Origin of the sequence: Bacteroides sp. M10 (assembly GCF_014334015.1) — a bacterium.
GTDB classification, from domain to species: Bacteria; Bacteroidota; Bacteroidia; order Bacteroidales; family Bacteroidaceae; genus Bacteroides; species Bacteroides intestinigallinarum.
In genome coordinates this window covers 6,692,644-6,708,386 of the sequence record NZ_CP060488.1, presented here as the reverse complement: position 1 = coordinate 6,708,386, position 15,743 = coordinate 6,692,644, and the positions used below count along the sequence as shown (strand labels likewise).

10 protein-coding genes are annotated in these 15,743 nt (G+C 41.8%); 9 read left to right on the top strand and 1 reads right to left on the bottom strand.

What is annotated here, in order from left to right; all coding sequences use genetic code 11:
* The first annotated feature begins 357 nt into the window (after nt 1–357).
* On the top strand, nt 358–1,149 hold the full coding sequence (locus H8796_RS25050) for a hypothetical protein (RefSeq protein WP_117934195.1): 792 nt from the start codon (nt 358–360) through the stop codon (nt 1,147–1,149).
* Nucleotides 1,150–1,268: 119 nt separating this feature from the next.
* Here H8796_RS25050 and H8796_RS25045 read toward each other — a convergent pair whose 3' ends face one another.
* Nucleotides 1,269–1,997 (bottom strand): GntR family transcriptional regulator, encoded by a 729-nt coding sequence (locus tag H8796_RS25045; protein ID WP_008998882.1) that lies wholly within the window; start codon nt 1,995–1,997, stop codon nt 1,269–1,271.
* Between the two features lie 141 nt (nt 1,998–2,138).
* Here H8796_RS25045 and H8796_RS25040 point away from each other — a divergent pair, with 141 nt between their 5' ends.
* From H8796_RS25040 to H8796_RS25005, 8 genes are read left to right on the top strand one after another with little or no spacing between them, the layout of a single operon-like run.
* Nucleotides 2,139–3,869 carry a class I mannose-6-phosphate isomerase gene (locus H8796_RS25040; protein WP_117934193.1) on the top strand — a complete coding sequence of 577 codons (1,731 nt, stop codon included), beginning with the start codon at nt 2,139–2,141 and terminating at the stop codon, nt 3,867–3,869.
* Between the two features lie 37 nt (nt 3,870–3,906).
* Entirely contained in the window at nt 3,907–5,007 is a 1,101-nt protein-coding gene (locus tag H8796_RS25035; protein WP_117934191.1) for an ROK family protein, read from the top strand.
* 41 nt (nt 5,008–5,048) lie between these two features.
* Entirely contained in the window at nt 5,049–8,096 is a 3,048-nt protein-coding gene (locus tag H8796_RS25030) for a TonB-dependent receptor (protein ID WP_117934189.1), read from the top strand.
* An 11-nt stretch (nt 8,097–8,107) separates the two neighbouring features.
* Nucleotides 8,108–9,730 carry a RagB/SusD family nutrient uptake outer membrane protein gene (locus H8796_RS25025; protein WP_117934187.1) on the top strand — a complete coding sequence of 541 codons (1,623 nt, stop codon included), beginning with the start codon at nt 8,108–8,110 and terminating at the stop codon, nt 9,728–9,730.
* Between the two features lie 29 nt (nt 9,731–9,759).
* On the top strand, nt 9,760–10,899 hold the full coding sequence (locus H8796_RS25020; RefSeq protein ID WP_117934185.1) for a SusE domain-containing protein: 1,140 nt from the start codon (nt 9,760–9,762) through the stop codon (nt 10,897–10,899).
* 12 nt (nt 10,900–10,911) lie between these two features.
* Nucleotides 10,912–12,138, top strand: a complete 1,227-nt coding sequence (locus H8796_RS25015; protein WP_117934183.1) for a glycoside hydrolase family 76 protein — start codon at nt 10,912–10,914, stop codon at nt 12,136–12,138.
* Nucleotides 12,139–12,141: 3 nt separating this feature from the next.
* Nucleotides 12,142–13,341, top strand: a complete 1,200-nt coding sequence (locus H8796_RS25010) for a glycoside hydrolase family 76 protein (RefSeq protein ID WP_117934182.1) — start codon at nt 12,142–12,144, stop codon at nt 13,339–13,341.
* Nucleotides 13,338–15,713 carry a GH92 family glycosyl hydrolase gene (locus H8796_RS25005; protein ID WP_117934180.1) on the top strand — a complete coding sequence of 792 codons (2,376 nt, stop codon included), beginning with the start codon at nt 13,338–13,340 and terminating at the stop codon, nt 15,711–15,713. Before H8796_RS25010 ends, H8796_RS25005 begins: the two co-directional genes overlap by 4 nt.
* The last annotated feature ends 30 nt before the right edge of the window (nt 15,714–15,743 follow it).

The window sequence follows — 15,743 nt, the reverse complement described above, 5'->3', positions numbered from 1 at the left end:
TGTTTTGTCTTTGATTTTCCTAAAACATTTGCGGCTCTCTTTTGTTGTTTTCCGAAAAGTATTTGTACCTTTGTCATTGGAACGTAGCATGCCGTTTTATGGTATGCGATTGTGTGTTTCCTCGGCCCAGTAGGAAATTGTAGCGAATTTTTAAACTCACGCCGGGAAGACGCCTGTACTTCTATGACTTCTCATAGGGTACGGGCTGTCTGCCCGTGTGTGTTGGGTGTTCGCTACAACCTCCTACTGGCGGGATTGTGACAGCTCCGTACTCTTTTATAATAAAAGGTACGGAACTAGTTAATATTATTAATCTAGTTCCGTTTTTTTATGGCAAATTGGCTCACAACAAAACAGATGTCCGAAAGACACGACATTCAAGAAGCTATTTTAAAGAATTGGGCAAATCTTGGATACATTACGAGTTCCCGAATCGACGATCAGTTGTTTTTGGATGATGAGAGTTTGGATGCTTATCTGGAAGCTCACAAAAGACTTGGTTTAGAAGCAGATTACCTTTCTAAAATCGTAGAAGAAAAGAAATTGGAACGTGACTTTATCATTTCCAGATACGATGATCTACTGTATGTGTTGAGAACACAGAAGACTTGTAAACCTCTATATGAAATAATCATTCGTGAACTGGCAGCATTGATTCTTCACCCTGTTACCCGCAATGTTTTCTATTCTATTTCTACAGGAGAATCAGTAGAGAAAGTGGCTGGTAGGCATCGAATTACCTATCAAAAGGCATTGCAAATTTATAACTCTATACTTAAAGGATTAAAACTGAAGAAAGATATATTGGCTACTTATCGAAAACGTGCTATCAATGCTCGTTTTCTATCTTTGTCAGATAATAATAAGAATATAAATATTGAGCAGGAGGAGTGGATACTTCAATTACCCGTTTGTAAAGTAGCTGATACTCGGCTGGCTAATGTTTTGTATAATCAAGATGTTCGAACGGTAAAAGATTTGTTGGAAATAGTATCGGGAAGAGGATGGAAAAGTATGTTGAGAATAGAAGGAGTAGGAAAAATCTCCTATTATCATTTATTGTCCAAGCTTCAGATGATAGGTGTTGTGGATGAAAGTCTGGATCGGATTCTTGCCGGACACTCTGTTGGTCGGTTTGAGAAGAGATGATAAATAATGGATAAAGCATAATGCAAAGAAATGGAATGTAAAAAGACTATTTTAAAGGAAGATAAGAATTTCGGCCTTTAAAATAGTCTTTTTATATCGTGTATGTATGAACATACTCTTTATCTTTCCGCCTCTATTGTATAAGTAAAACTGTCTGCCCGGTAGTATCCGATGTTGTATTCAATCGGCACTCCGTTCACATCATAAACAAATCTTTTCCTTATTAATATAGGATCGCTGGATTTTATTTCCAGTTTTTCTGCGATAAATTCCCCTGCAAGTCTCGCTGAAATCTCCTCCTTGCTGGTTTTTACCACTATGTTATATTGAGTTTCCAGCATTTCATATAATGGGCGTGTGTAGTCTTCTTCTCCAGTCAATGGAATGTTCGGGTTGAAATAAGAGATAAAGTAGACAAACGGGTATTCCTTTTTTCCTCTGACGCGCTCCATTACTACGCAGCGGGCATCAGGGTTAGAACCTAAATTAAAGAATGTGCCGATTTCTTCAGTCGGACGTTTCAAACTGATATGTAGTTCGAAATTACGAATTTCGATACCTAACATCTTCATTTCCTGCGAGAAACTAAGCCAGTTCTTTACTCCGCCTACGATACCTTTCTTTACCACTTTCGTTCCGTATCCTTTCTTTCGTACCAGAAGTCCCTCAAATACGAGTTTGTTGATAGCTTGTCTTAATGTGTTCCTTGAAATGTGTAATTGTTCAGACAATTCGACTTCATTGGGAAATAGCTTCCCGTTTTTGTACTCTTCAGATTCTATGAGTCTTCTAAGTATCTCTTCTGCCTGAATATGAAGAGGTTTGTCACTGCTATGGTCTATTTTCATATCTATCCTGATTGGTTTATTTTCAGCAAATATAAGATTTATCAAAAAATAATCCAAGTTTTGTTTGGAATAAAAATAAAATCTATATATTTGCACAATCTAAAATATGTATGAACATATAAAATTAAAAACAACTATAATATGAGAAAAGCTAATTATGATAAATTTCCTTCTACGAAGTTGACGGGGATGCTTGTTCAGGGTTGGGATGCTATCATTTCTGTGTTAAAAAAGCAAATGGATGCAAGAAAAGTGCTGGCAGTGGATTTATATACTGGAGTATATGAAGAAGAAGTGCTGGATGCTTTTTCAAAAGAATTCTCCGGAAAGGTGATGAATGTACGTGATTTGATGAAACCGGAACAAGAGATCCAAACTTTGACGGAACGCTTCATGACGGAAGATGTGTTGTTTGGCTATGTGACCAATTTGAAGCTGGAAGATTATTTTGATGCGGATAAATTGGCTGCTGCGCAAAAGCAAATTAGTGAAGCGGAGGATACTATTGTAATAATAGGTACGGGAGCTGCCATGGTGGCTCCGCAGGATGCGATGATTGTATATGCGGATATGGCACGTTGGGAAATTCAACAACGTTTCCGTCGGCATGAGGTAAAAGCTTTAGGGATAGACAATCGGAAAGATGCCGTTTCTTTGCAATACAAGAGAGGCTATTTCAATGATTGGAGAGTATGTGATAGGTATAAGGAAAGATTGTTTGACAGGGTAGAATTCTGGATTGACACCCATGTGGCCGGAACACCGAAGATGATTGATAAGGATACTTTCTTTAAAGGGGTAGAGGCAACGGTGAAAACACCGTTCCGGGTAGTTCCTTTCTTCGATCCGGCTCCCTGGGGTGGTCAATGGATGAAAGAAGTTTGCGACTTGGATCGTGAACGCGAAAATTTTGGCTGGTGCTTTGACTGTGTGCCCGAAGAAAACAGCCTCTATTTTGAGGTGAACGGAGTGCGCTTCGAACTTCCTTCGGTCGATTTGGTTTTGCTGAAAAGTAAAGAGTTGCTTGGCGAACCGGTGGAAGCACGCTTTGGAAAAGACTTCCCCATCCGTTTCGACTTTTTGGATACGATAGGTGGAGGTAATTTGAGTTTGCAGGTACATCCTACCACTCAATTTATCCGTGATAGTTTCGGTATGTACTATACACAGGATGAAAGCTACTACATGGTAGACGCGGAAGAAGATGCCGTAGTTTATCTGGGAGTGAAAACGGGTGTTGATAAAGAAGCGATGATCGACGATTTGCGTAAGGCACAAAAAGGTGAATTGGTGTTCGACGCAGAAAAGTATGTCAACAAGATTCCGACAAAGAAACACGATCACTTCCTGATTCCGGGAGGAACGATTCATTGTTCCGGTGCGAATAGCATGGTGCTTGAAATAAGTTCGACTCCGAACCTCTTTACTTTCAAACTATGGGACTGGCAACGTCTGGGACTGGATGGAAAACCACGCCCAATCAATGTGGAACGTGGTAAATGCGTAATCAACTGGAACCGGGATACGGAATATGTAAATGAACATCTTCGCAACCAGTTTAAAGAAGTGGCTTCCGGAGATGGGTGGATTGAGGAACGTACCGGATTGCATCCGAATGAATTTATCGAAACCCGCCGTCACCGTTTCTCGTCACCGGTGCTGCATCACACAAACGACAGTGTAAATGTGCTGAATCTGCTGGAGGGAGAAGAGGCCGTTGTTGAGAGTCCTACTCACGCCTTTGAACCTTTCGTGGTGCATTATGCGGAAACATTTATCATTCCTGCCGGAGTGAAAGAATATACCATTGCCCCGTATGGTAAATCGGCAGGAGAAGAATGTGTAACGATAAAAGCCTACGTACGCTTTTAATAATGAAATAATTCAATCATCTAATATCTTGAAAACTATGTACGAACATGATGAACGAATCGTAATGACGCTTGATGCGGGAGGCACTAATTTTGTGTTTTCAGCCATACAGGACTGTCGCGAAATAGTGGAACCTATTTGCCTTCCGGCAGCGTCCGATGACTTGGAGCGTTGCTTGTCTGTTCTTGTAGAAGGCTTCCTGGAAGTTGAAAAACGATTGCCTAAACTCCCGGTAGCTATCAGTTTTGCTTTCCCCGGGCCTGCTGACTATGAGCATGGAATTATTGGTGACTTGCCTAACTTCCCGGCTTTCAGGGGAGGAGTGGCACTCGGACCTTATTTGAAAGAGCAATTTGGTATTCCGGTTTTTATTAATAATGACGGTAATTTGTTCGCCTATGGTGAAGCTTTGGCGGGCACTTTACCCGAAGTAAATAAGCGTCTGAAAGAGGCAGGCAGCAGTAAGGTATATAAAAATCTGCTCGGAATAACACTGGGTACGGGATTTGGTGCCGGAGTGGTGATTGACAACCGGTTACTGACCGGAGATAACGGTTGCGGCGGCGACGTCTGGATTATGCGGAACAAGAAATATCCCGAAATGATTGCGGAAGAAAGTGTCAGTATCAGGGCCGTCAGACGAGTATATCAGGAACTGACAGGAAAGGATGCTTCTGCTTTGACTCCCAAAGATATTTTTGATATTGCCGAAGGAACGGCAGAGGGAGACCGGCAGGCTGCTGTCCGGAGTTTCAATGAATTGGGAGAAATGGCGGGTGATGCCATTATCCGTGCATTGAATATTGTAGACGGTCTGGTGGTGATTGGCGGAGGAGTGGCCGGAGCGGCTAAATACATACTTCCGGGAATCATGAATGAAATGAATCGACAGATTGGCACTTTTGCAGGAGCTTCTTTCCCTTGTTTGCAGATGGAGGTGTTCAATCTGGCTGAAAAAGAAGCATGGGATAAATTCTTGGAAGAAAAGGACAAGATGGTGAAAATCCCATTTTCGGAGAGGCAGGTGCAGTATGCCTGTCATAAGAAAATAGGTATTGCCGTTTCTTCTCTGGGGGCAAGCAGGGCGGTCGCTTTGGGAGCTTATTCTTTTGCTTTGTCCCAACTTAATATCTTATAATACATGATAACTCTTCTATTAATTCAAATATAAAATATTTTATGAAACAATCTAATCTATTGAACGCGCAATTTGCCCGCCGGCTTTTTGGAACGGTATTTTCGAGTTGGCAATTATTGGCTGTTATGTTGATTGTTTGTATGAATGTGGCTGTTGGTTTCGAACTGTATGCGCAATCTAATACAATCACAGTGAAAGGTAAAGTGATGGCAGACGGAGAGCCCGTGATTGGGGCTACCGTACTGGTGAAAGGGGTATCTACGGGTACGGCTACGGATATGGACGGAAATTTTACACTGAATGTTGCTTCAAAAGCGGTATTGGTAGTTTCCTCAATTGGATATGAAACACAGGAAGTTCCGGTGAACGGTCGTACATTGATTAATGTGGTGCTGAAGTCGGACGTGGTTGCGTTGAAAGATGTGGTAGTAGTGGGCTACGGCGTACAGAAGAAAGTGAATCTGACAGGAGCTGTTTCTTCTCTTTCAACGGACGAATTGGAAGGAAAACCTATTGCCAACGTTCTGGAGGCTATGCAGGGAACTACTCCCGGTTTGGTTATCCAGCAGGGAACTTCTACACCGGGTAGCGTGCCTTCTATAAACATCCGCGGATTGAATACGATGAATAATAATGATCCGTTGGTGATAATTGATGGAATTGAAGGATCGCTGGCTAATTTGAATCCGGCAGATATTGAACAAGTTTCTATTTTGAAAGATGCTTCTTCTACTGCGATTTACGGTTCACGCGCTTCTAATGGTGTAGTGCTTGTAACTACAAAGAAAGGAAAAGCCGGTAAGGTGGAAATTTCCTATGATTTTATGTATGGTGTTCAGCAACCTACTTCGCTGCCTAAAATTGCGGATTCATGGGTATATGCGGAATTATATAATGAAGCGGCGGTTAATTCGGGAAGATCGGCAAAATTCACTCCCGAACAGATTGCACAATATCGAAATGGCGGCCCGAATGTGAATTGGGTGAAAGAACTGTATAACCGCAATTCTCCTCAAAGCTCACACAGCGTTTCAATGACAGGAGGAAATGACCAACTGTCTTATATGGCTTCTCTGGGATATTTAGATCAGAGCAGTATGTTCAAGGGGCCGGATTATGGCTACAAACGCTACAACGCCCGTTTGAATGTAAGCCATAAGGTGACGAATAATTTTACGTTGAATCTGACTTCACAGTTTGCCCGTAATGACATTAAAGAACATGCTTACTGGACGGAATGGATTATCGAGCAGGCAAACCGTATGCCGCCGATTTATCCGATCAAAAATGAGGATGGCAGTTATAATTATCCTGCCGGAAGTAACTCAAACGGTTTGCAACGTTTGGAAGAAGGTGGTTATCGCCAGAATGTAAACGACGAATTGTTGGGAACTATACAAGCCGAATGGGAAGTATATAAAGGATTGAAACTGATAGGAAGTGCTGGTGGACGCGTGTGGAATAATAAATTGCATGAAAACCGGAAAGCTTTTGAAGGTACGGGAGATTCGGAAAACAAGTTGACCGAACAGTTCTACCGCTCTAAGAATATCACTACCAATCTGATGGTGACTTATAATACGAAGATAGGAAAGCACTCTATCGGTGGATTACTGGGTTATGCTTATGAAGGTTTCTCTGAAAAACAATTCTCTACCAGCCGCTTGACGGAAGATTCTAAATACGACATTTTTGTAGGTGATTTGAGTGGTGATAAGGTAAGCAATACTGGTTCGGCAAGTGACTGGGCTATCTATTCCGGTTTTGCAAGAGCCACTTACAATTATGATGAGAAATATTTACTGGAATTTAATATCCGTAATGACTACTCTTCTTATTTTGCTAAAGGAAACCGTTCGGGAGTCTTCCCTTCTTTCTCTGCAGGATGGCGTATTTCGGAAGAAAAATTCTGGTCTGTATTGAAACCGTATGTTCCTTCTTTGAAAATCAGAGGTTCTTGGGGATTGGTAGGTAATAACCGTATTGGTGCTTATCAATATATGCAGACGGTGTCTGTAAAGAACGGTATCAGTTTCGGCGACAAGCTGGCGCAGACGGCTGAATTTGCTTCTGCAAATCCCGATCTAAAGTGGGAAACTACCCGTATGGCTAATATCGGTTTTGAATTGGGGTTATTGAATAATGATTTGAATATTACTTTTGACTGCTTCAATAATCGTACAAAAGATATTTTGGTGAATTTACCGGTTCCCGGACTGTTTGGTAATGGTGCGCCGATTCAGAATGCTGGTAAGGTAGAGACAAGAGGATGGGAGCTGTCTGTGAATTATCGCCTGAAAACCGGTCCGGTTGTGCATAACTTTGCCGGAAATATTTCAGATAGCTTTAATGAAGTAATAGATACGCGCGGCACGGAGATTATCGGTGGTTCCGATGTACAGACCATTATTAAGGAAGGTTATCCTTTGTATTCTTATTACGCATATCGTTCAGACGGATTTTTCCAGAATGAGGAAGAATGTCAGAAAGGACCCCATTTGGAAGGTATTACACCGAAACCGGGAGATATCCGCTATCTGGATAAAAATGGCGATGGTGTGATTAAGCCGGATGATGACCGTTTTATCGTAGGCAATGATTTTCCGAGATATACTTTCGGCTTTACTTATGGGCTGGAATATAAAGGATTTGATTTCTCTATGATGTGGCAAGGAGTGGGAAAACGTAACAAGTGGATGCGTGGGGAATCTGTTGAGGCTTTCCATAATAATAATGAAGGTCCGGTAATGGATTTCCATCAGGATCGTTGGACTCCGAATAATCCGGATGCTACTTATCCCCGTCTGACAATGGGAGCGGAATCTGCTAATAATGCTGCAAAATCAGATTTCTGGATTCAGGACGCTAAATATTTGCGTCTGAAAAATGCGCAGATCGGATATACTTTCCCGCAGCAATGGATGAAAAAACTCTATGTCAAGAATTTGAGAATTTTTGCCAGCGTGCAGAACCCGTTGACTTTCACAAAGATGAAAGGCGGATGGGATCCGGAATATACCGGAGACGGCAGTGGTCGTGCTTATCCTGTGGCAAGAGTATATTCATTTGGACTTAATGTTAAATTTTAAACTGTACCGTGATGAAAACATCTATAAAGAATTTGATTTTATCTGCTGTTTTGGTAGTGGGCGGTGCCTCTTGTGTTGACTTGGATACGGCACCGTATGACAGAGAAACGGACTTGACCTATTGGGAAGAAGATCCTGAAGCAGCTGTCAAGGCGTTGAATACTTGCTATACGTATTTGGGAAATATGGACGAACAGCTTTACAGTGAAGCTATGACGGACAATGCATACACCAAACAACCCAATGATTTTACACAGAACATTGGCAATGGTTCATATTCTACAGCGGACGCCTATGTGAAAAAGGTGTGGGACGGACGTTATACGGGTATCCGTATGTGCAACCAGTTGCTCGAAAATATTGACCGGGTTCCTGATTTAGATCCGGAATTGAAGAAACGTTATATCGGTGAGGCTAAAGTGCTTCGTGCTTATAATTATTATGAATTGTATACGAAGTTCGGAGATGTGCCTTATACAACGAAAGTGCTTTCTATTAAGGAAAGTATGTCTATCGCACGTACCGACAGAGCTACTGTCATTGCTAATATGTTGGCGGATTTGGATGAAGTGATTAACGGTAATTATTTGCCGACTTCTTATGATGCGGATAATAAAGGAAGGATTACCCGTTGGGCAGCAATGGCTATCAAAGCTAAAATTTATCTGTTCGAAGGTAACTGGACGCAAGTGAAAAATATCACGTCTACTATTATGACGGAGGGAGGATTTAAACTTTTTTACAGCGATGATAAAAAGGCTAGTTATGCGGGATTGTTTGAGATCGCCAATGAATATAACTCTGAAGTAATTTTGGATGCACAGTATCGTCCGACCAGTCGTGAACATCAGATGATGTATGCTTTCCTGCCACCTTCATTGGGGGGATATTCCCAGCTTTCTCCTTTACAGGAATTGGTAGACAGCTATATCATGTTGGATGGAAAGACAATCAAAGAAACAGGAACATCGTTCGATGAAAGTCATCCGTATGCTAATCGTGACCCGCGTTTGAAAGCAACAGTGATGTATACCGGAAACTCATATACGTTGATTGACGGAACAGAAGTCGTTATCAACTGTGAGAAAGGAGAAGGTAAAGATGGATACGGTGTAGGCTCGGATTGTTCGGCTACTGGTTATTATATCAAGAAATACTGGGATAATACGTATCGTGCTACTCTTTATTCCGGTTTGAATCCGATTTTGATTCGTTATGCTGATATTCTATTGATGAATGCGGAAGCATTGGCAGAGTTAGGTGAACTGGATAAGACGGCTTGGGATGCAACTATTAAACCAATTCGTGATAGAGCCGGATTTACACTTGCTTCAGCAGTGGAATTTCCGGAAGGAGCTTCTAAGGATAAACTGATTGAGATTGTACGGAATGAACGTCGTTCGGAACTGGCATTGGAGGGGCATCGTCATAAGGATATTATCCGTTGGAGAATTGCGGATGATGTATTGAACGGATGGTGTCACGGATTGAAAACGAATGAAGTGGTAGGTACGGATAACGGATACGTTCGGGTTGAAAACAGAGCCTTTAATGCAAATAGACATTATTTGTGGCCTATACCACAGGCTGAACGTGACTTGAATGGTAATTTGGTACAGAATCCGAATTGGTAATTGGTTTAACGACTCAAAAAGGAACGATTATGAAAAAGATATTATTAATATGTTCAGTATTTCTGGCAATGGTATCCTGTCAGGAAGATTATGAATTGAATGCGGATTTTACAGTCCCTACGGAATTGAATTCCCCTGCCTCTATCCAGTTGGATGTGTCATCTTCAGTACCTGTTGTGCTGTCGTGGTCCGGAGGCGGTGCGGCAGATGGCGGAATTGTATTGTACGAGGTTTTGTTTGACAAGGCAGACGGCGACTTTTCAAAACCACTGGCTACAATGAAAAGTGATTTGGGAGCCAATCCCAGTTTGTCGATTACTCATGCTGCTATTAATACGATTGCCAGAAATGCTGGTATTTATCCTCTGGGAACAGGGGATATTAAATGGACAGTGACTGCTTCGAAAGGAGGAGTAGTAAAGAAGTCCGATAAGGTGGCTAGTATCACTGTGACTCGTGGAGAGGGAATTGATAATATTCCGGCAGAATTGTATTTGTATGGTTCGGCTACGGAGAATAGTGGACAAGGCGGAATTCCGTTCCGTTGTGTAGAAGAGGGAGTTTTCCAGATTTATACAAAATTGTCTGCTGGAAATATCTCATTCAAGTCTGCTACGACAGGTGAAACATTCAGTTATTATATTGATGATAGTTCGAAGTTGAGAGAGGGTGATGGTGAAACGGCAGTAACTGCTTCCGAAGAGGTAACCCGTTTGACTGTAAACTTTAATACAATGGCTATGACAACAGAAAAAATAGGCTCTTCTGTTCGTTGTATTTGGGGAGCGACATTTGGTGATATAGCCGTATTGGAATATGCTGGTAACGGTAAATTTGTAGGAGAAGGTGATATTCGTTTCCTTGATCCTGCCAAGCCGGAAACTGGGGCTCCTGATTGGTTGACTTGGATAGAAGAACGTTACTACTTTTTAGCTCAAGTGAATGGTGGTGATATGTGTTGGGGTAGAGGTGATGGCGTGAGTGCCGAACGTCCGGTAGGTGGAGAACCTGCTTCCTTCTATGCTTTGTATGAGTTCCAGTGGTCTCAATGGGATCATCTCTGGAAAATGAAAGGTAGTCTGGATTATACGCACGCGACTATTACTATCGATACAAATGCGGATGGATTAATGATACATACATTTACTAATGTGACTCCGATTAATTAATAAAACTAAGTTATGAAAAAGATAAAGACTATTTTAGCTATTCTTCCGGCACTATTATTCTCCTGTGCCGGAGATGACGTAGAGAAATATATTCCGCCTACACCGATTGCTCCGTCAGAACCCGGAGAGGAAGTCGTTTATCATAAACGCGCTAAAGAGCAGTTTGATTTGATTAATCAGTGTTATCGGATCAATAGCGGGGCTACAGAAGGATTGTATAATGAAAATTATCCCAAGAAAGATACTGATAATCCGGCTTCTTTCTTATGGCCGTATGACGGACTGGTATCAGGAGTCGCAGCTTTACATTCTTTGGGCTATGATGTGAATTATGCAGCTATGGTTGACCGCTTTGAAGTTTATTATTCAACTCCCGCTGGAGCTGTGGGTGCTTATGGCTCTCAAACTAATGGTACTACCGGTAGTGGAACGCGTTTTTATGATGATAACTCTATTGTAGGGATTGAATTGGTAGAGGCTTTTAATTTGTTAAATAATCAAGACTATTTGACAAAGGCCAAAAGAATCGTAGCATTTTTGCAAGAAGGTGAAGATGACACATTTGAAGGAGGTCTTTGGTGGAATGAGGATCAGAAGGGACAGCAGGGAGTTAGTGATTCTAATAAGCCTACGTGTGCCAATGGATATGCAACACTATTCTTACTTGAATATTATTCAGTATGTCCCGAAGAGGAAAGAGAGGATGTTTTAGCTTTGGCAAAACGCTTATATGCTTGGACGTTGAATAATCTGCGTGATCCGGAAGATGGTTGCTACTGGAATGATAAACAAGCAGACGGATCTATTAATAAAACAAAATGGACTTACAATACTGGTGTAATGATTTCTAATGGAGTCCGTTTGTACAAGATAACGGGTGAACAGACTTATCTGGATAGTGCCATTGCTTCTTCTGATGGTGCATATAATTATTTTGTACGTCCGCTTAACGGACTAGCTCTGGCTTATCCCGATCATGATCCTTGGTTTACAACCAAACTGGTTCGTGCGTTTATTGATATTGAACCTTATTACAAAAATGCAGGTAATTATATCAAAACATTCATCAACTTCCTGGATTATGCATACGAGAATGCTCGTTTGTCAAGCGGACTGTTTTATGAAGATTGGACTGGAACAGACCCGAAACGGGCTGAACAGTTGTTGATGCAGGATGCTGCACTAGAATCTCTGGGAATTATAGCTTTGTATAAAGGGGAAACTGTGACGGAAGAATAGTGTATGAATGGTAAAATTAGAAATATAGTTTTATTTGTATCAGCGGTATTCATGCTTTTCTCTTGTGCAGGAGAGCCCAAAGCGACTCCGAACAAAGATAAGGCGGAAGAAATGTTTCAACGTGTCTGGGAACTCTATCGGGTTCCCAAATACGGCCTCTTCTCTGAATATTATCCTGGTAGTCATCGTCCTGATCTCACTTATTTTAATGATTCTACCCGACAGGCACAAGAGGTTTCTTACCTGTGGCCTATGAGTGGTGTCTTTTCTTCAGCAGTATTGATGGCTGCCATCGAACCGGAGAAATATACAGTTTATGTTGATTCGATGGTGATGGCGATGGAACATTATTATGATACAACACGCGTTCCTTTCGGTTATCAGGCTTACCCTGTTCAATTTGGGAAGGTAGACCGTTATTATGACGATAATGGTTTGGTGGGTATTGATTACATTGATTCTTATCTGGTAACTAAAAATCCTCATTATCTGGAGAAGGCGAAACAGGTATTGACCTTTATTTTAAGTGGTTGGGATGAGAACTTTGAAGGAGCTGTTTCCTGGCTGGAAGGAGTGAAGGATCAGAAACCAGCCTGCTCTAATGGAAAAGCGATGGTGTTGGCTTTAAAACTGTATGAAGCGACTAAAGACAATTACTATCTGGAGGTAGGAAAGAAATTCTATCATTGGATTGATAAATATCTGAAAGATCCTGAAAGGGGAGTGGTCTGGAACTCATGGCTTACGACGACTTCGGCTGTATGCCCGGATTTGTATACTTACAATACAGGTACTTTGCTACAAGCAGCTGTAGCTTTATATAATTATACAGGCGAACAGGCGTATCTGGATAATGCTAAATTTTTAGCGGAGGGAAGTTACAAAGTGTTCTTTAAATACACGGAAGAAGGTATTCCCTATATTGCCGATTTGCCTTGGTTTAATCTGGTCTTGTTCAGAGGATATCACGATCTGTACAATGTTACGGGAGATCCAAAATATGTGGATACAATGATAAAAGGGCTGGATTATGCTTGGGATCATGCACGCGATCAGGCCGGATTGATGTATCATGACTGGACAGGACGGACTGATGAAAAACGCCGACCGAAATGGTTGTTGGATGCTTCGTGTGTGCCTGAATATTATGCACGTGTGGCGATGATTAAAGGAGAAGTTAAAACAGAAAAAATAAATAAATGATGAAATTGAAATGGATAGGTAGCCTGTTGATTCTGGCAGGTATCGTAGGGTGTAAAACACCTGATCGTCCCAATCTGGTAGAGTATGTGAATCCGAATATTGGTACGGTTCATAGTCGGTGGTTTTTCTATACTCCGGCTGCCGAACCTTTCGGTTTAGCTAAGCTGGGTGCATCTACAAACGGTACGTACGGAAATAATCAAGGTTGGGAGGCTGTAGGTTATGAGGACGGTCATACTTCTATTGATGGTTTTCCCTGCCTGCACGAGTTTCAGATAGGAGGAATTTCACTGATGCCTGTTACGGGAGAAGTGAAAACGAACCCCGGAAAGCTGGAAGAACCGGATAAAGGTTTCCGTTCCCGCTTTGATAAGAAAGATGAAACTGCACGTCCGGGATATTATTCTGTGTTATTAAAGGATTATCAGGTAAAGGTTGAACTTACTGCTACGGCTCGTGTCGGATTCCAACGTTATACATTCCCGGAATCGGAGAATGCTCATATATTGTTTAATATCGGCAATCGCCAGGGAGAAAGTGGAGCTGTACGTGATGCGTACATCAAACAGGTAGATGGAAATACTATCGAAGGGTATGTAATTACAGAACCGGAATATGTGAAGAAGTATCAGGCGGGTGCTTCGGTTGCCATGTATTTTTATGCTAAATTGGACCGTGCGCCGGAATCTGTCGAAGTTTTCTATCAAGATAGTGCTTTGATGGCTCGTAATGAAATAAAAGGGCCAGGTGCTATCATGTGCCTGAATTATAAAACAAAGAAAGACGAGATAGTCAATGTAAAAATAGGTTTATCGTATACTTCCATAGAAAATGCGAAAGTGAATTTGGAATCGGAGGCGAAAGACTTGACTTTTGATGAGGCTATGAAAGCGACTACGGATAAATGGAATGAGTCTTTGAGCCGTATCTTGGTTTCCGGAGGTACGGAAGATAGTAAAATCAAATTCTATACCGGGTTGTATCATGCATTATTGGGTAGAGGGCTTGCCAGCGATGTCAACGGAGCTTATCCTAAAAATGATGGTACCATCGGTCAGATACCTTTGACTAAGGATGGTAAACCGGAATATAATCACTATAATACGGATGCGGTTTGGGGAGCTTATTGGAATCTGACTTCTCTTTGGGCATTGGCATATCCGGAATACTATAATGACTTTGTAAACAGTCAGTTGCTGGTGTATAAGGATGCCGGTTGGCTGGGGGATGGTATTGCCACCAGCAAGTATGTTTCCGGAGTGGGAACCAATATGGTGAGTATCGCTTTTGCGGGTGCTTATAATAGTGGAATTCGTAACTTTGATGTGGAAACAGCTTATCAGGCAGCTTTAAAGAATGAATTAGGCTGGGAAGGCCGCATTGAAGGGGCAGGTAAGATGGATGTGAAACAATTTGTAGAAAGAGGGTATGTGCCTTATGAGAACAGTGTTCATTTCGGTACACATCCGGAAGGTTCGAGCTTCTCCGTGTCTCACACATTGGAATATAGTTTTAGTGCTTATGCAGTGGCTCAATGGGCCAAAGCTTTGGGGCGTACGGAAGATTATAAGCGTTTGATGGAGCTTTCTGCAGGTTGGGAAAAGTTGTTTGATGATTCGCTGAAGATGATTCGTCCGAGAGTACCCAATGGTGAGTTTATTGATAACTTTAATCCATTGGAATCATGGAGAGGTTTTCAGGAAGGAAATGCGATGCAATATACTTTCTTTGTACCGCAGAATCCGGCTCGTTTGATTGAAAAAGTCGGAAAAGATGAGTTTAACAACCGGTTGGATTCTATCTTCACAGAAGCCCGTAAGTCGATCTTTGGTGGTGGAAAAGTAGTAAATGCTTTCTCTGGTTTACAGAGCCCTTATAATCATGGAAACCAGCCCAGTCTTCATATTTCATGGTTGTTTAATTTCTCAGGTAAACCTTACTTGACGCAGAAATGGACGCGTTTGATCTGTGATGAGTTTTATGGAACAAATGGAGAACATGGTTATGGTTACGGTCAGGATGAAGACCAGGGGCAGTTAGGAGCCTGGTATGTGATGGCAGCAATGGGATTGTTCGATGTACAGGGTGGTTCTTGTGAACGGCCGACTTTCCAGATGGGCAGTCCATTGTTTGATAAGATTGAAATCAAACTGAGTCCGGTGAATGCAACAGGAAAAACGTTTGTAATTGAAACGACGGGTAATACACCGGACGCATATTATGTACAGTCGGCTACGCTGAATGGCAAGCCATTGGAACAGTGTTGGTTGTACCGGGATGAACTCTATAAAGGTGGGACATTGAAACTCACAATGGGAAATCAACCGAATGAGAAATGGGGAGTGGAAAATCCGCCTCATTGTTCTGAATAAACAGTTTATTTTCCTCGGTGTCGATGTTGT